The organism is Sulfurovum lithotrophicum, from assembly GCF_000987835.1.
Taxonomy (GTDB): domain Bacteria; phylum Campylobacterota; class Campylobacteria; order Campylobacterales; family Sulfurovaceae; genus Sulfurovum; species Sulfurovum lithotrophicum.
In genome coordinates this window covers 2,172,633-2,189,713 of record NZ_CP011308.1, presented here as the reverse complement: position 1 = coordinate 2,189,713, position 17,081 = coordinate 2,172,633, and the positions used below count along the sequence as shown (strand labels likewise).

Here is a 17,081-nt window from a genome sequence, read left to right as displayed (position 1 = left end):
TTTTAAAGGAGAAGAAAATATGAACAAAAAAATAGCATTACTTAAAACAGAACTGGGCAAAGCGGTCATCGGTCAGGACGTTATGATAGAAGGGCTGCTTGTCGGTTTGCTTTGTGACGGGCATATCCTGGTCGAGGGGGTACCGGGACTGGCGAAGACTACTACGATCAATGCCCTTGCCAAAGCGATCGGCCTCGACTTCAAACGGATTCAGTTCACGCCCGACCTTCTCCCCTCGGACATCATCGGTGCACAGATCTACAACCCGCAGGACCATACATTCAGTATCAAGAAAGGCCCGCTTTTTACCAATCTTCTGCTTGCCGATGAGATCAATCGTGCTCCGGCCAAAGTACAGTCCGCTCTGCTTGAAGTGATGCAGGAACGTCAGGTGACCATTGCCGAAGAGACTTTCAAACTTGAATCTCCCTTCCTGGTTATGGCGACACAGAACCCCATCGAGCAGGAGGGTGTCTATGCGCTGCCCGAAGCGCAGCTCGACAGATTTATGATGAAGATCGTCGTGCACCATAACTCCGAAGAGGAGGAGCTGGAGATTATGCGCAAGGGTGCCCAGAACGGTTTTGGAGAAGTACGGCAGGTAATTGAGAAAGCGGAGATCGCCCAGTTGCAGAAAGCCATCTATGACATTCACATAGACAAAGAACTGGAACAGTACATTGTCCAGCTCATCTCTGCGACCAGGGATCCGGAAAAATTCGGTCTTGAAAAAATTGCAGATGATATTATGTACGGTGTAAGCCCCAGGGCCTCCATAGATCTCTACAAGGCAGCCAAAGCGAAAGCCTTTCTGCGCGGGAACGATTTCGTTACCCCTGCAGACATAGGATACATGATACACAATGTCCTGCGTCACCGCATCGTACTTTCCTACGAGGCAAGGGCCAAAGGCGTGAGTACGGATGAGGTTATCAGTGCGATCGTTGAGACACTGCCGATACCTTGATGGAGCTTTTCATTAAAAAGGTATTCGCATGAATACCGCATTAAAGGCGCTCCAGCTTAAAGCCCGTCATCAGGTCTATACACTTTTGAGTGGTAACAATCTCTCCAAACTGCATGGGGAAGGATATGATTTCTCGGAGCTGCGTGAGTATCAGATGGGAGATGACATCCGGAAGATCAACTGGACTATCACTGCCAAGCTGGGTAAACCCTACATTAAAGAGCTGCATGCCAACCGTGAACTCTCTGTGGTGGTAGCTGCTTTGATGGATGGTTCGCTCTATTTTGGAACGGATAACGACAAACAGAAGAAACTTACCGAGACAGCCGCACTGCTTTCCTATGCGGCACAGGTTAACGGGGATATCTTTACCGGTATCGGCTATACCCGGAAAGAGACTCTGCTGACCCCTCCGACTAAACAACTCTTTCACGTGGAACACTTTTCCGAAAGACTGTATGAAACTCCTCTGCTCGGTACAGAAATAGATGTAGAACATGCTTTGAAGGATCTCTTTGCCCGTCTGCACAAAGCCTCCTTGGTATTCATACTGGGAGATTTCCTTGAAAAACTCGATCTTTCTTTACTGGCACAGAAACATGAAGTGATCGCTGTGATCATACGGCATCGAGAAGAGGAATTCCCCAAAAAGCTGGGAGAAGTGACTCTGCGTGATCCTAAAAGTCCGGAACAGACCGATACCTATTTTGGCAGAAAAAGCATTCTGCGCTACCGTGCAAGACTGGAGGAGAACGATGCAAAACTGGCGGAACATTTTGCCCGTTACGATATACGTTCAGTGAAGATCTTTACCGATGAAGAACCTTTGGGGAAACTGATGACACTTTTCCGATAAGGCTTGCTTTATACGAATAGCAAAAAGACAAATACGACAAAGAGGATGAAGTGCAGGAATCCTTCCAGGACATTCGTCTCTCCGTCATTGAAATTGACCATGCTCACCAGAAGGGTCAGTGCTATCATCATAGTCTGTACCGGGGTCAAAGAGAGGTTGAGTTCCAGACCGAGGTATTTCGATACGATGATGACGGCAGGAATGGTCAGAAGCACGGTAGCGAGCGAGGCGCCAAGCGCGATGTTGATGACCGTCTGCATGCGGTTGTCGATGGCGGCCCTTACGGCGGTAATCAGTTCCGGTGCGGCCGAAATGACGGCAACGCCAACGGCTCCGATAGCCATGGGAAGGCCAAACGTATCGAGAGTGTTTCCCATGAATACAGAGAGTATCTCGGCCAGGACACCGATGACAATGATGGAAATAACCAGGTTGACGGAATGATACCATGCATTTATTTCGGGGTGCACTTCACATTCTTTTCCCTCTTCACAGTGACCTTCTCCTTTGTATTCAAAGAAGTACTTGTGTGACATAAGCTGTACACGGGTAAAGATGATATAGAGGAAAATGAAGACCACGACATTAAACATCATGAATCTGTTGTGATATACAGGGTCAATGAACTCGGGCAGTACCATAGCCACACCAATGGCGGTCAGGAGCATGGCGAGGTATGAGTTGGATGAGTCGACATTGTAGGGCTGTTCGCCGTACTTGAGGCCTCCAATGATAGCGGCAAGTCCCAGAAGTCCGTTGATGTCAAGCATTATTGCCGAGTAGATGGTGTCACGGGCAAGATCAGGATTATGTGCATGCATCATCATTATGACAATGATGACGATCTCCACGATCACCGCCGACATGGTCAGGATAAGCGTACCGTAGGGTTCTCCGAACTTCTCTGCAAGCATTTCTGCATGGTGTGCAACTGACATGGCTGCATAGATGATGACCACAAAAAGGATACCAAGTCCGATGAGGTTGCCTGCCGTGCTTTGTACCAGGGTGTGTTCGAAGTGGCTGATACCTATGAAAGTGACTATGGCAAGAAAGAGGCTGTACTCTTTGGAGAACTGCTTGAGAAGCTGCATCAGTCTATGAGATCCCTGTAGTCTACAGCAGTGTTGATCTTGATCTTGCCTTTCTCTTTGGCCAGACGTTTATCGCCTTTCTTGTAGGCTTTTTTCAGTGCTTTTGTCATTTTTTCCTGCTGTTTCTCTTTGGTGATACCCAGCTGTTTGAAGAACTTCTTGATACCGATCCATGCTTCCTCTACCAGAGATTCCTCAGGGGTGGCTTCATGTTCTTCAACATCAATGGCTTCACTGTTCTCTGTATGCCCGAGCTGGTGGACATAGAGTGTACGCATTTCATGGAAAGCTTCCTTGAGAAGGTCGATCTCGCTTCTGAGAGTGGTCGAGATCTGCTTGTTGCTCTCTTTGAGGTCTTTGACCGTATCTTTGAGTACGGCGATCGTTTCATCTTTGGCATCAAGCAGTGCCTTATAGTCCGTTTGCTTGTCTGCCGGATTTGCTGTGGCAGATTTGGAAGTTGTCGTTTTTTTGATTTCGGAAGCTGCAGGTGTTTTCTCTTTTTTGGCTTCTTTGTCAACAACGATGTAAAGTTTACCGTCAACATTCTTCGCTGTCAGTATGCCCCGTTTGATCTTTGCGTAAACCGCCTGTCTTGAAATACCGAGTTCTTTGGCATACTCCGCAGGTTTCATCAATTTTTCCATACGCTTCCCTGTTTACAGTTTTATAAATCATAGCATAAGTTTTATGAAAGGTTGACATTTACATTTTATCGTGTAAAGGGAAAGTCAGGGGGAGTGTTTACTTCTGTGTACCGTCAAGTACCGGTACAAAAAGACAGGGTTCTATGGTCTCGGAAGTGATGCGTCCGTTCTTTTTGTAGAAACGTGTAATGATGTGGTAGTCCGGCCCCTGTTCTATAGGTGCAATGAGTATGCCGCCTTCTGCCAGCTGTTCGAAAAGTACTTCGGGGACCTCTTTTGCCGTTGCGGAGAAGAGGATGCGTTCAAAAGGTGCATACTGTTTCCATCCGCGCTGTCCATCGTCGAAACGGGTGAAGATATTGTGAATTTCGAGCTGGGAGAATTTGGCTTTGGCTTCTTTGAGGAGTTCATCGATACGTTCGATAGTAAAGACCCTTCGACAGATCTTGCTGAGGATAGCCGCCTGGTAGCCGCTCCCACAACCGACCTCAAGTACGGAGTCTACCCCTTTGAGTTCGAGATGCTGTGTCATTTTTGCGACGGTCAGGGGTGAGGAGATCCACTGGCTTGCCGCCAGAGGGAGGGCATCAAGATTGTAGGAAAGGTGTTTGAACTCTTTGGGTACAAAGGCTTCTCTGTCTACATTCAAAAATGCTTCTCTGACATGTTCATCCAGCGGAAAATGTTTATCTATCTCCGAGACAAGATGCTGCCGGTTCCTTGCTTTGATCATTTACTCTTTATCCTTAGCCCTAATAGTGTGCGAATTTTAGCCAAAATGTGATTAGAGGAGCCCTTAATCCATTACGATGTATCGGCGCATCTTCTTGATCTCCCTGAAATCGACGGTACCTTCGACGGCTTCTTTGCTGTCATCCATAACCACATTGCCGTTGGGAGCAATGATGGCAGATGATTTTGCCATATCGCTGTCGGCACTGTTGGAGAGGAGGACATAGCACTGGTTCATCACTGCCAGGGCCCGTGAAAGTATCTCGAGATGTAGTTTGCGCTGTTTGCCCCATCTGGCAGTTACCAGCACAATATCGGCACCCTCTATGCGTTTCCACAGATCCTTGAAACGCAGTTCAAAGCAGATCAGCAGTGCATATTTCACCCCGTCGATCTCAAAAGGTTTGATTTTCTTTTCTCTTCCGGCCTGAAGATAGAGGTCTTCATCTCCAAGTTTGAAAAGTTTGACCTTGTTCTGTCTGTGTACGACTTTGTGTTGATGGATCACCACGGCCTGATTGACATACTCGTCACCCTCTTTGAGGATCAGTGTGAGTACAAGGATCTGTTCATTGATCTCTTTTTTCAGTGTTTTAAGTGCCTTGGCAGAGAACATGGCTGCTGTTTCCAAATGTTCGTAATCGTAGGCGGTGAGGCAGACTTCGGGTGCTACAATGATCTGCTTGTCGTGATGCAGGCCGATCAGTTCGATCAGCTTGTCAAGATTTTCCTGATAGCGTTTTTTACTGGGAAGCTGTAGGACAACGGCTTCCATGGTCTTTGGTATTCTGCTGAACATAGGCGTTTCCTAAAAGTCGTCCAGATCCAGACTTCCTTTGGAGTAGTTGGTCACATTCCCCTCAAAGAAGTTGGTCTTCTGGTCATTGAACTGTGAGAAGTTGTCAACCCATTTGATGGGATGTTCCACATTATATATCTTTTCAAGCCCCACGGCATGCAGTCTTTTGTCGGCAAGGTACTGGATATACTGCTCGATGATCTCATTGGTCAGGCCTAGTATCTGTCCCTGAGTGATATAGGTGCCCCACTCGCATTCCAGTTTGACGGCATCTCTGAACATCTGGTACACGTTGTCTATCAACTCTTTGGTGAAAAGTTCAGGGCGCTCTCTTTTCGTTGCGTTGATCATGTTCTGGAAGAGCAGCAGGTGTGTCACCTCGTCTCTCTGGATGAAGCGGATCATCTGAGCGGTTCCGAGCATCTTGTCCGAACGTGCCAGGGTATAAAGGTAGGTAAATCCGCTGTAGAAGTAGATCCCTTCAAGGATCTGGTTGGCGAACATCGCTTTGACGATATTTTCATCTGTAGGATTCTCGGACAGTTCCTCATAAACTTTTGCAATGGCGTCATTCTTGGACTTGAGCTTCATGTCTCTTCGCCAGAGTTCGTAGATCTCTTCGGAGTTGGTGGAAATACTGTCAACCATGACCGCATAGCTTTGTGAGTGCAACGCTTCTTCGAATGCCTGCCTTACCAGAATGAGGTTGACCTCAGGAGCAGTAATGAAGGGGTTAAGGTTGTCAATGATGTTGTTGGTCTGCAGGGAATCCATGAAGATCAGCTGGGCAAGCACTTTGTCATACGCCTGCTTCTCAGCATCTGTCAACCGTTTATAGTCGTTGACATCTCTTGTCATGTCCACCTCTTTGGGGAACCAGGTATTGTTGAGCATCATCTCCCAGAGGTTGTATGCCCACTGGTATTTGATATCATTGAGTTCAAATATCCCGGTAGGGTCACCGCCGAAGATCTTCCTGTCACTGGTTCTCTCTTTGGATTCTGGGTTATATATCTTTTTACGTAACATTCATGAAATCCTTGATGCATTTTTTGAAAACATTATACTGATTTAGACTGATTTTTTGCTACACTGCATCTATGAAAAAAATTGAAAGAACAAAACTGGAACAATTGCTGCAGATCATCCCGGATCACCCGATGATCCGCATGGCACATTTTGCTGACAGCGGTGAGGAGATGACAGAGGTATTGGCCGATTTCTGTCAACAGAAAGGGTATGAATACCAGATCAACTGTACCGAGCTTGGCTTTTATGAGAAAATATCAGAAAAATACCGGGAAAATGAGAATGTCAAAACAATCAAGTTCACACTTGAAAGACCCCGGTATATGATACAGGGGAAACTGTATGATTTTGTTTTTGTCACGGCAGAGATAGAGGATGATATGCTTGAGGATTTTGTGAAGCGATGTCACCCCATCATTAAAAATGCAGGCAATATCCTTATCTTCCTTCCCAAAAAGAGTCATACAGAACGCTATGAATGGATGAGACTGCTCGAAGAACACTACTATGTTGCAAGCAGTACTATAGACGATATGTTGGAACATTATGATGTGTTGATATCGAAGAAGATGCACGGATGGGGTGGGTGATCTTTCCAGGAGTTAATCAAAAAGTGCTGAGGAGGATGCACTGACTTAATATAAAATGAAAAATCACCCATTTACTTTAGAAGGTTAAACCTCAATAACTGAGGTAGAGTGCTAAAAGGGAGAAGGGGGAGGAAGCACTCTTTTTAACCTTCTTGCTGTAACTATAACGTACTTTTGTGTAGTCACTGTGTAATAGTAAATTCAATATAGATCACATACGTTACAAATAGCTGCAGCAGTAGTCCGTCACATGCTTTACTTTCACCTGAAATTTACTGTCAGCCGGTACGTTGAAGGATTCTCCTCCCTTGATGCTGAGCCATTCGTCACTGCCCGGCAGTTTAACATCGAGTTCACCGGAGGTGATCTCCATAAGTTCTGCAGCAGCTGTACCGAACTCGTACTCTCCGGGGAGCATGAACCCAAGTGTCTTCCTGCTCCCGTCGGGGAAATTGACTGTACGGCTTGTGACAGCTCCGTCAAAATAGCTGTTGCCTTCAAGCTCCACATTTACATTCTCAAACTGTTTCATTATATATCCTTTTTTGGTGTATTATATCTCTATTGACTTTATGAATTACCGAGCCAACTACACACAGATTCTACAAAAAGGAAATATGATAGTATTATAGTATATAGAAAAACCAGTATTGAGAAAGAAAGGAGTCTGTCATGAAAAAGCCTACCGTTATACTCACGGACAACAGAAGCGGAAAAAGTTATGAATATGATGTTTTGGATGGGACACGGGGGCCATCGGTAGTAGACCTGCGAAGTTTTTTTGCCGATACGGGTATGTTCACATATGATCCCGGATACACCTCCACAGCAAGCTGTACGTCGCAGATCACTTTTATAGACGGTACGAAGGGAGAATTGCGGTACAGGGGAATCCCCATAGAAGAGCTGGCGACAGAACACTGCTATCTGGAGACCTGCTATCTGCTTTTGAAAGGAATGCTCCCCTCAAAAGAATCTCTGCAGGATTTTGACCTTGAGCTGCGCCATCGGGCCTTTTTGCATGAAGGTCTGACAAAACTTTTCAATGCCTTCCCGGACAATGCCCACCCTATGGCCACGCTTTCTGCTGCTGTAACGGCACTAGCCTCTTTTTACGATGACCATCTCAATGTTTCTAATGAGGAAGAGTATCAGGAGATGGCCAGAAGGCTTATTGCAAAGATCCCGACGATCGCGGCATTTGCTTACCGCCATTCACTGGGCATCCCCTTCATCCAGCCCGATATCGACCTGAGCTTCACGAAAAACTTTCTGACGATGATGCGTGCCTACCCGGGAGGAAAGATGCATTTGGGACCCAAGGGCCACGAGGAGATCAAAGAGGTGGAGGTTAGAGCGCTTGACACCATTTTCACCTTGCATGCAGACCACGAACAGAATGCTTCGACCACCGTGGTAAGAGGTGTGGCTTCGACCGGGGCACATCCCTATGTGGCTATTTCTTCGGGGATCTCCGCACTGTGGGGACGTGCGCATGGCGGTGCGAACGAATCAGTCATCGCACAGCTTGAGATGATCGGTTCGGTTGAGAATGTTAAGAAGTACATTGCCAAAGCAAAAGATCCTAATGATCCGTTCCGACTGATGGGCTTCGGGCACCGTGTCTACAAGAACTTTGATCCGCGTGCGAAGATTTTGAAAACTCTTCAGGATGAGCTCAAAGAGGAGCTGCATCTGGATTCACGCCTGATGGAGATCGCAGGAGAGATAGAAGAGATCGCTCTGAGCGATGAATATTTCATCTCGAGAAACCTCTATCCCAATATTGATTTTTATACCGGTATCATTCTGACAGCGTTGAAGATTCCCAAGACGATGTTTACTCCGATCTTCGTGATCGGAAGAACGGTAGGATGGATCACGCAGTGGATCGAGTTCAAGAAGGATCCAACATCGAAGATCGCCAGACCGAGACAATTGTATACGGGAGAATAATCGCAGGGTGTTGTACCCTCACAACACCAAAAATGTGAATTATCATAACAACTCGAATTACGTGATAAACTTCAAGGTGTTGTCATGGGACAACACCCTACAAAATACCCAAAATTACAAGCCAGAATAAGCATTTTTATTTTATTTTCCATACCATGGATTAAAAAAGGTGCTAAAATGGCTAATTTTGGATGCCAGATACCATAATAAGTGTTTTACGAAGAAAAGGCTCGTTCCTATGCTCTGCATGGGAATGCACATATCAATTTTTATATTTTATTAGTTTTTGTTCATCATTTTATGATGGCGGCAGAAATCTGATTTTTACCTAGTGGTGGATTGATTTTATTTTTGAATTTGAGGTGAGGTATGCATTCCACCTCGGGAGAGATGGAACGAGATTAGATAGGTTATTTGGGGTTTTTGATAAAATTATTGACAACCAACACACTCTTGCGAGCGATCTTCCACGTCGTTAGAACTTTCAGGTGACTGGCTTCTCAGATAGTACGTTGACTTCAAACCGAACTTCCAGGCGTTCATATAGATCTCGTTGAGGTATTTACCGCTGGCTTTGTCCAGGGTAATGAAAATGTTCAGGCTCTGCCCCTGGTCGATCCACTTCTGTCGGATCGCACCGGCTTTGATGAGTACGTTCTGGTCAAGATCATATGCCGGTGTATAGTACTGCCAGGTATCCGGAGAAAGCTTAGGTGCGGTTACCGGGATGAGTCCTGAGAGATTTTCTTCGAACCATTTTCTTTTGTAGACCGGTTCTATCGCCTGGGTGGTTCCGGTGAGAATGGAGATGGAAGAGGTGGGTGCTACTGCCATCAGGTAACCGTTTCTCATACCGTCCGTCTTGACCTTTTCTCTAAGTGCCATCCAGTCGTGGCTGTAACCAAAGAGGCCTCCTCTGTCAACCAGTTTACAGGCATTCTCATTGGCTTTGTCAATAGGGAAGATCCCTTTGGACCAGTCGGAACCGTCAAAGGTAGGGTACTTTCCTTTCTCCAGTGCAAGATTGCTGGATGCTTCGATGGCATAGTAGGAGACAGATTCCATCACTTCGTCGATCTTGGTGAAGTGTTCATAGCTCCCCCATTCGATCTGGTTTTCTGCCAGCATCTGTGCTTCACCCATTACACCGAGTCCGATTGACCTTGATTTTTCGTTAGTTCTCTTCACTTTTGCCAGTGGGTAGAAGTTCAGATCGATGACATTGTCGAGCATGCGTACAGCAGTCGGTACCACGCGTGCAATGTCTTCGGCTGTATGGATCTTGGAGAGGTTGATGGAAGCAAGGTTACATACAGCGGTGTCACCGTCTATCTTCTCTTTGTCAACGATCCATATCTGTTTGCCGTTCAGGCTGTCAAGTGCCGTTACTTTTTTGGCAGGCTTGGTCGTACCGTTGTCAACTGTCAACATTTCATTCTCGTCGTGAGACTCTACACTGCCATCCGTGAAGATGAAGCGTGTTTTATAGGTATTGGGTGCGGTGTTCTGAAAGATCTCCGTACAGAGATTGGAAGATCTGATGATACCTACATGTTTGTTTGGGTTAGCCCTGTTGGCAGCATCCTTGAAGGTAAGAAAGGGGTTTCCTGTCTCAAAATAGGACCGGAGGATCTCTTTCCATAGCCCTTTGGCTGAAATGACCTCTTTGGTAATGTTCTCTTCGGAGTGCTCAAGCTCTATATATCTTTCTTCGAATGCTTCACCGTATAGTTCTGTCAACTCTCTCACTTCGTACGGATCGAAGAGTGTCCAGGTTGCATCTTCCTCGACCCTTTTCATAAAGAGGTCGTTCAGCCAGAGTGCAGGGAAGAGATCGTGTGCTCTACGGCGCTCTTCACCAGAGTTCTTCTTGAGATCGAGAAAGTCCCTGACATCCACATGCCATGGCTCGAGGTAGACGGCTATGGCACCTTTACGTGTCCCAAGCTGATCGACCGCAATGGCAACGTCATTGGCGATCTTGAGGAAAGGCACGATACCGCCGGCAGCATGTTTATGTCCATCAATGTAGGAACCCATACCCCGGACCAGAGACCAGTCCCAACCGATACCGCCACCGAATTTGGAAAGCAGCGCCATCTCTTTGTATCCGTCAAAGATTCCTTCGATGTTATCAGGAGTGGATCCGATGTAGCATGAGCTGAGCTGGTGTCGTGGTGTTCTGGCATTGGAGAGTGTCGGGGTTGCCGCCATGACCTCGAATTTACTCAAAATGTCATAGAATTTCTTTGCCCAGGTCTGACAGTCGAACTCATGCTGTGCAAGGAACATCGCAACACCCATGAAAAGCTGCTGCGGCAGTTCGATGGGTACACCGTTTCTGTCCTTGAGAAGATATCGGTCATACAGTGTACGAAGGCCAAGATAGTTGAACTGCAGATCACGCTCGGGCTTGATGTAGTCATTGAGATCATCAAGGTCATACTTGTCTTTAAGCCCAAGGACGATACGCCCCTCTTTCTCGCCACGTTCAAAGTACTCACGCAGATGGTTATACCCGGTAAAACCTGTTGCTTTATGATAAATGTCATAGAGGAAAAGTCGGGCGGCAACGAAGGTCCAGTTTGGTCTGTCAATATCGATCTTGTCAACAGCTGTCTTGATGAGCGTTGTCTGTATCTCTTCGGAAGAGATCATGTCACGGAACTGCAGTTTGGCATCAACTTCCAGTTCACTTTGGCTTACGTCTTCAAGCCCTTCAACCGCTGCCGATGTATATTTCTGGATCTTGGATACATCCAGTGTTTCTACTCTTCCGTTACGCTTTACAACTCTGACCATTGTTACTCCCCGATAGTTAAAAAATACGCTCATTTTCGAGCGAAAACTTGAAATGATTTTACAGAAAATATACTTGCAGATTTGTTAATTTCTGTATCATTTTTAGCCAATATTTTTATAAGAAAAGGTGATACTTTCTGAAAGCTTGTCTGGATGGGCACTGGTGAAAATATAAGAAATTTTTTTGAAGGAATATTATGATTAAAAAGGTAATTTTGCAGGGCGGGATTCCCCACCCTCCGCGTATCGTGTTACTTGTTGAATACTCTGTCGAAGATTTTGTCGACATTTTTTGTGTAGTAGTCATAGTTGAAACATTCTCTGATCTGCTCTTCGCTGAGAGATTTGCGTAACTCGTCATCTGCAAGAAGGTACTGAAGGTAGAGAGATTCTCCTTTTTCATTGACGGTCGGTTTGCCCTGCTGGATCTCTTCCCATACCTTCATGGCATTGCGCTGCACGATCTTGTAGGCATCTTCGCGGCTTACGCCCGCTTTAGGCAGTTCGAGCAACACACGCTGGGAAAACACAAGTCCACCGGTCTGGTTCAGGTTCTTCATCATATTTTCCGGCATCACGCTCATGTTGGCGATCACACCGTTCATACGGTGGAGCATGAAGTCTGATGTGATGAATGAATCTGGAAGCCAGAAACGCTCCGTGGAAGAGTGGGAGATATCTCTCTCGTGCCAAAGTGCCACATTTTCCATAGCTGGTACAGCATAGGCTCTGATGATACGTGCCAACCCTGTGATGTTCTCCGTAAGGATCGGGTTTCTTTTATGGGGCATAGCGGAAGACCCCTTCTGTCCTTTGGCAAAATATTCTTCCACTTCATAAACCTCTGTACGCTGCCAGTGACGTACCTGTACCGCGAATTTTTCAATGGAAGAGGCCAGAAGTGCCAAGGCAGATGCCAGACGAGCATAACGGTCTCTCTGGATGACCTGGTTGGATACCGGAGCAGGTTTGAGCCCAAGCTCTTCCATGGCGTACTCTTCAAGCTCGAGTGGGGCGTGTGCGAAGTTACCCATAGCACCTGAGATCTGGCCTACCCTGATCACTTCCATGGTCTGTTCGAGGTTCTCAAGATGTCTTGCCATTTCGTCATACCAGACGGCAAGAACAAGACCGAATGTGATGGGTTCACCATGGATTCCGTGGCTTCTTCCCACCATCAGCGTCATTTTGTGCTCCATCGCTCTTTTCTTGATGGACTCCATCATCATCTTCACATCTTCGATGATGATCCTGAGAGAACGTACCATCTGTAAAGCAACGGCAGTATCGACAGTATCGGAACTTGTCATGCCGTAGTGGAACCAGCGGCTCTCTTCCCCCAGTGTTTCGGAAACGGATGTGGTAAATGCAATAAGGTCATGCTTGGTGACTGCTTCGATCTCATCGATACGCTCTACGGAAAAACCTGCATTCTTTACGATCTTCTCTGCATCCTCATCAGGGATAAGCCCTATCCTGTTCCATGCTTTGACCACTGCAAGCTCTACATCGAGCCATGCCTGATACTTTGCCTGCATCGTCCAGTTCTTCGCCATCTCTTCTCGTGAATATCTTTCTACCATGCCATACCTTTATGTCTGTAAAATTTTGGTATTATTCTACCAAAATAGCAGTTACATAAGGGTTAGAACATATGCCATTTGTCAAAGAGAAGTTTCACGTGAAACATAAGATGCCTGCCTTTCTGTTCATTATGCGGCAATTCAACTTTACACAGGGGCAGGCACAGCGGGTATTGGCAAAAGGACGCTTACTGATAGATGGTGAGTCCATCTTCAATACAGGTCAGTCCATAGAGGGTGAAGTAGAAGTGGTCTATTTCAAAGCGGCGTCACAGGGAAGACGTCCACTTTTCTCTAACAGGGACTTTATGATCTTTGAAAAACCTTCCGGTGTACTGGTGCACCCCAACACCATGTCAACCCCCTACTCCATGCTTGACGAGATACGTCATATCAGTGGTGACAATGCCAATGCGACGCACCGCATAGATATGGAAACATCGGGGTTGCTGCTCGCCAGTAAGCATAAAAAGGCAGAGGCACACTTGAAGAATTCCTTTGAAGCCAAAACGATCAAAAAGAGCTATCTCGCCTGGGTGGATGGCAGGCTAAACGAACCTTTTTCTGTCTCGGAAAAGATCAAGATCAACAATGACTACAGTCGAGTCAAGCATAAAGTTTTTATCTCTGATGCGGGTAAGGTATCACACACAGACTTTGTACCGCTTCGATACAATGAAACACTTGACGCCACATTGGTTGCCTGCTACCCCCAGACAGGACGAACACACCAGATAAGGGTACATTTGTTTCACGTGAAACATCCTATTCTCGGTGACCCGATCTATGGTACGACATTCGATACTGCCAACCGATATCTCGAAGATGAGATCAGTGAGGAAGAACGCTTCCTTGAGACGGGAGCACGACGTCTGATGCTGCATGCACATACGCTTTCTTTCACTTATGGGAATAGGTTTCATATAAAAAGTAAGAGTGATTTTGGACAGATGTATGACCTTATCTGTCCGAAAGATGAACGTACCTTCAACAAGAAGTAAATCATTTTCTCTGTAGGGTACGTAAACACGCACCGCTAAAACAATTTTCATACGATCAAAATTTTCTAAAAGGTAAAGCTAATTTGTGTTTGTTTGTAAAGTTGCCTCCAAGTTATTCTCGAGGCGTGCTACTCTCTTCATTTTTTTAGAAAAAACGAAGCAAAAAAGCGTCGTGTCTCTCGAATCGCTTCGCTTTCAAGGTCGTTCGACACGACAATGTATTGTATTAATAGATAGGCTATCGCCGAATATGAAATTGTTGAGTAAATATGCTTCTTTTGTCACTGAGCACCGGGTGTATCGATGTGGAGGCACGCAGATTGCGTAGCAACGCGCCGGGAACATCGTGGTACACTTGCGAGGTGACGCTTTTTTGTCTACTTTTTTCTAAAAAAAGCAGGGAGAAGAAATTTGAATAAAGTAAAAGTCACGATAACTCTTGTGGAGGTGATTTCAGATGTTATGCTTTTGTTTCACAGGAAACAATAACCTACTCATCCCTGTTTGCTTCATAAATGAACCATCCTCCGCCGACACCCACAACCAAAACGATAAAAACCAATAATGCTATCTGTACATCAGGCATCTATATTTCTCCTTCGAGTTCTTGTTCCCGCAGTTGTCCGCAGGCGGCTGAAATATCAAGCCCCTTGGACTCACGGATGGTGCAATGTAGTCCTCTTTTGGTTAAATACTCCTGAAACTTTTTCATATCCGCTTCAGAAGGCCGTTTGAATTCCGTACCCCCGTAAGGATTGAAGTAGATCAGGTTGACCTTGGCTTTGATGCCGTCAAGCAGGGAGAGCAGTTTCTTTGCTGCCGAGATATCGTCATTGACATCCTTGATGACAAGATACTCGAACATCACACGCTTTCTGTCGTTGACAGGGAAATTTTTTACCGCGGTAATGATCGACTCGATATTGTAGGCTTTGTTGATAGGCATGAGCTGTTGACGCAGTTCATCATCAACAGCATGCAGGGAGATGGCCAGGTTGATGCCAAGCTCCATTTTCCCAAGCTTCTCGATCTTTGACGAGAGGCCAGAGGTTGAGATGGTTTGCCTGTGTGGTGCAATGGCCATACCTTCCTCTTCAGCGAATATCTTGACAGACTTTGCTACGGCTTCGAGGTTGTCAAGAGGCTCGCCCATTCCCATAAAGACGATGTTGACACGACGGTTGGCAGCGATGTCATTGTCCTTTTTGATCATACGGAGCTGTTCGACGATTTCACCGGCAGTCAGATTTCGCATAAAACCGCCCTTTGCAGTCAAACAGAAGGCACACCCTACCTTGCACCCTACCTGGGAGGAGATACACACTGTATAGCGCTCCTGGTGCTTTACAGAGCCATCTTCATGATACTCTTTGTCACGCATCAGGAGAAGTACGGCTTCGACCGTATGTCCGTCATGGAGTTCAAAGAGATACTTCCGGCTGCCGTCCATACTGTCCTGTACCGTCACTGTTTTAAGGGGTGCAAGCGTGTATTCTGCATCGAGTTCTTCCCTCATCGCTTTGGGAAGATTCTTCATCTCCTCAAAGGAGGTAGCGTATTTGTGGTAGATCCAGTCATAGATTTGTTTGGAGCGGAAAGCAGGCTTGATCTTTTCTGCAAGTTCTTCTTTGGTGAGATCCTGTATGATTTTTTTGTTCATCTATTTCTGTGCCCGCTCTTTCACATAAACATCCAGACGCTTCATTGCTTCTTTCTGGTTCTTTTCAAAATCCTCATGCGCATTTTCATCACAGTAATTCGTTACACAGAAGATACCTCCGGCGGAGATCTTGTAGAACTGGGCGACTTTCATCACGGCAAAGAACTCCATATTCTCGATATGCACGTTTTGCGCTGTATAGTAGGGACCCATCTTCTTGTCTGTGGTGATGTAATTTGAGGAGTTCACGATTGTTTCACGTGAAACATCCATAACACTTGTAACAACATTGTCAAGCGGGCTGTATGAACCGCCTGTAAAGAAACTGTTCTCTATGTTGGCTGCGGTCTTGGACTCGATGATGTCGAAGATCTTCTTCTCCCCGTAGGAACCCGCTGTACCTACAAATAGGATATAGTCCGGTTTTTTGGCTTCGCAGAGTCGGGTGAGGTTGATCGCGACCTCCATCATTCCCACCCCTACGGGCATTGCGAAATCGAACTGTTCGCTTTTTCCTGCACAAATGATCATCTTATATCCTTACCGGTATATTTTTTGTTTTGAGATAGTGTTTGAGTTCCATGATGTCTATCTCTCTGAAGTGAAAGATCGAAGCGGCAAGTGCTGCATCGGCATTCCCCAGGGTAAATGCCTCCTCGATATGCTGCATGGTTCCCGCACCGCCGCTCGCGATGACAGGAATGTTGACCAGTTCCCCGATCTTCCTGTTGAGCTCGTTGTCGAACCCTGCTTTGGTGCCGTCCGCATCCATGGAAGTGACGAGCAATTCACCGGCACCTCTCTCATACGCCTCTCTGGCCCACTGCAGGGCATCGATGCCGGTGTCATTTCTTCCGCCATGCGTAAAGATATGCCATTTGCCGTTTCCGACTCTCTTGGCATCGATAGCTACGACGATACACTGTGAACCGAAACGTTTGGCACCTTCCTCGATGAATTCGGGACGTTTGATGGCTGCCGAATTGATGCTGACCTTGTCACAGCCGACATTGAGAAGGTTGTAGATATCGGGAAGTTCGCGGATCCCTCCGCCTACGGTCAAGGGGATGAACACTTCCTGTGCCACTTTCTTTACGACATCGACAATGGTGTCACGCCTTTCATGGCTGGCGCCGATATCGAGAAAGGTGATCTCGTCAGCCCCCTCTTCGTTATAGCGTTTGGCCACTTCCACTGGGTCGCCTGCATCGCGCAGGCCTACAAAATTGACACCTTTGACCACCCTTCCTTTATTGACATCGAGACATGGGATGATTCTTTTTGCGAAATAATCCATCTATTACCTAATATTACTGTATTTTTATGGTAGAATTATACAAAAATTATCCCAAATAGGGGATTAGC

16 protein-coding genes are annotated in these 17,081 nt (G+C 46.3%); 5 read left to right on the top strand and 11 right to left on the bottom strand.

Annotated features, from left to right (window positions below):
• Positions 1–19 precede the first annotated feature (19 nt).
• Both YH65_RS10935 and YH65_RS10930 read left to right on the top strand, forming a co-directional pair.
• Positions 20–967 (top strand): AAA family ATPase, encoded by a 948-nt coding sequence (locus tag YH65_RS10935; protein WP_046551892.1) that lies wholly within the window; start codon positions 20–22, stop codon positions 965–967.
• Between the two features lie 28 nt (positions 968–995).
• Positions 996–1,823 (top strand): DUF58 domain-containing protein, encoded by an 828-nt coding sequence (locus YH65_RS10930; RefSeq protein ID WP_046551891.1) that lies wholly within the window; start codon positions 996–998, stop codon positions 1,821–1,823.
• Between the two features lie 8 nt (positions 1,824–1,831).
• On the opposite strand, the gene YH65_RS10925 is transcribed toward YH65_RS10930, so the two are convergent.
• The 5 genes from YH65_RS10925 to YH65_RS10905 all read right to left on the bottom strand — a co-directional run bounded on the left by YH65_RS10925 (position 1,832) and on the right by YH65_RS10905 (position 6,124).
• Positions 1,832–2,917, bottom strand: coding sequence for a calcium:cation antiporter (locus tag YH65_RS10925; RefSeq protein WP_046551890.1), 1,086 nt, complete (start codon positions 2,915–2,917; stop codon positions 1,832–1,834).
• Entirely contained in the window at positions 2,917–3,564 is a 648-nt protein-coding gene (locus YH65_RS10920; RefSeq protein WP_245609199.1) for a DUF3972 domain-containing protein, read from the bottom strand. The genes YH65_RS10925 and YH65_RS10920 overlap by 1 nt, the downstream gene beginning before the upstream one ends.
• A 97-nt stretch (positions 3,565–3,661) precedes the next feature.
• On the bottom strand, positions 3,662–4,297 hold the full coding sequence (locus YH65_RS10915; RefSeq protein ID WP_046551889.1) for a protein-L-isoaspartate(D-aspartate) O-methyltransferase: 636 nt from the start codon (positions 4,295–4,297) through the stop codon (positions 3,662–3,664).
• Positions 4,298–4,360: 63 nt separating this feature from the next.
• Entirely contained in the window at positions 4,361–5,095 is a 735-nt protein-coding gene (locus YH65_RS10910) for a carbon-nitrogen hydrolase family protein (protein WP_012084177.1), read from the bottom strand.
• Positions 5,096–5,104: 9 nt separating this feature from the next.
• Complete coding sequence (locus YH65_RS10905; protein ID WP_046551888.1) at positions 5,105–6,124, bottom strand: ribonucleotide-diphosphate reductase subunit beta; 1,020 nt, start codon at positions 6,122–6,124, stop codon at positions 5,105–5,107.
• Between the two features lie 71 nt (positions 6,125–6,195).
• Here YH65_RS10905 and YH65_RS10900 point away from each other — a divergent pair, with 71 nt between their 5' ends.
• Positions 6,196–6,714, top strand: a complete 519-nt coding sequence (locus tag YH65_RS10900; RefSeq protein WP_046551887.1) for a hypothetical protein — start codon at positions 6,196–6,198, stop codon at positions 6,712–6,714.
• A gap of 220 nt (positions 6,715–6,934) precedes the next feature.
• Here YH65_RS10900 and ppnP read toward each other — a convergent pair whose 3' ends face one another.
• Entirely contained in the window at positions 6,935–7,246 is a 312-nt protein-coding gene (gene ppnP / locus YH65_RS10895) for a pyrimidine/purine nucleoside phosphorylase (RefSeq protein WP_046551886.1), read from the bottom strand.
• Positions 7,247–7,386: 140 nt separating this feature from the next.
• On the opposite strand from ppnP, the gene YH65_RS10890 reads away from it, so the two are divergent.
• On the top strand, positions 7,387–8,670 hold the full coding sequence (locus YH65_RS10890) for a citrate synthase (protein WP_046551885.1): 1,284 nt from the start codon (positions 7,387–7,389) through the stop codon (positions 8,668–8,670).
• A gap of 432 nt (positions 8,671–9,102) precedes the next feature.
• On the opposite strand, the gene YH65_RS10885 is transcribed toward YH65_RS10890, so the two are convergent.
• Together YH65_RS10885 and purB are read right to left on the bottom strand one after the other, a co-directional pair.
• Positions 9,103–11,472 (bottom strand): ribonucleoside-diphosphate reductase subunit alpha, encoded by a 2,370-nt coding sequence (locus YH65_RS10885; RefSeq protein ID WP_046551884.1) that lies wholly within the window; start codon positions 11,470–11,472, stop codon positions 9,103–9,105.
• A gap of 251 nt (positions 11,473–11,723) precedes the next feature.
• A complete protein-coding gene (gene purB / locus YH65_RS10880; protein ID WP_046551883.1) occupies positions 11,724–13,055 on the bottom strand; it encodes an adenylosuccinate lyase in 1,332 nt (443 codons plus the stop codon).
• Between the two features lie 71 nt (positions 13,056–13,126).
• Here purB and YH65_RS10875 point away from each other — a divergent pair, with 71 nt between their 5' ends.
• On the top strand, positions 13,127–14,056 hold the full coding sequence (locus YH65_RS10875) for an RluA family pseudouridine synthase (RefSeq protein ID WP_046551882.1): 930 nt from the start codon (positions 13,127–13,129) through the stop codon (positions 14,054–14,056).
• A 586-nt stretch (positions 14,057–14,642) separates the two neighbouring features.
• Here YH65_RS10875 and rlmN read toward each other — a convergent pair.
• From rlmN to hisF, 3 genes are read right to left on the bottom strand one after another with little or no spacing between them, the layout of a single operon-like run.
• Positions 14,643–15,716 carry a dual-specificity RNA methyltransferase RlmN gene (gene rlmN, locus YH65_RS10870; protein ID WP_046551881.1) on the bottom strand — a complete coding sequence of 358 codons (1,074 nt, stop codon included), beginning with the start codon at positions 15,714–15,716 and terminating at the stop codon, positions 14,643–14,645.
• The gene (locus YH65_RS10865) at positions 15,717–16,247 is read right to left on the bottom strand and encodes a 5'-methylthioadenosine/S-adenosylhomocysteine nucleosidase family protein (protein WP_046551880.1); all 531 of its coding nucleotides are present in this window, start codon (positions 16,245–16,247) and stop codon (positions 15,717–15,719) included.
• A gap of 1 nt (position 16,248) precedes the next feature.
• Positions 16,249–17,013 carry an imidazole glycerol phosphate synthase subunit HisF gene (gene hisF / locus YH65_RS10860; RefSeq protein ID WP_046551879.1) on the bottom strand — a complete coding sequence of 255 codons (765 nt, stop codon included), beginning with the start codon at positions 17,011–17,013 and terminating at the stop codon, positions 16,249–16,251.
• Between the last annotated feature and the right edge of the window lie 68 nt (positions 17,014–17,081).